A 292-nucleotide genomic window follows, 5' to 3' on the forward strand; every position below is an offset into this window, starting at 1 on the left:
CGGCGCGCGGGTCAGGACGCCGCCCGCGTCGCGCCGCCGCTGATGGGGGACAGCGCGGCGATGATCCACCTGCGCGACGGCCTGGACCGCGTGGCCGAGGCAGAGAGCGACGCCCTGATCACCGGCCCGTCCGGGTCCGGCAAGTCGCTGGTGGCGCGTGCCATCCACCGCCTTGGGCCGCGACGGGGCCGCGGGTTGGTGGTGCTGGACTGCGCCACCGTGGACGAGGCGGGGTTCGACGCATTGCTGTCGGGAACCGAGACCCCGCGCGGTCCGCGCCGACCCGGCCTTC

The 292-nt window shown here is 76.4% G+C and carries 1 protein-coding gene; it reads left to right on the forward strand.

The genetic code is table 11. The features are described 5' to 3' along the window. The coding region (locus TW83_RS19150) for a sigma 54-interacting transcriptional regulator (RefSeq protein ID WP_045984385.1) at nt 1-292 on the forward strand (292 nt) is incomplete at both ends.

The sequence above is a fragment of the Paracoccus sp. S4493 genome (assembly GCF_000967735.1).
In the GTDB taxonomy this organism is placed as follows: Bacteria; Pseudomonadota; Alphaproteobacteria; order Rhodobacterales; family Rhodobacteraceae; genus Paracoccus; species Paracoccus marcusii.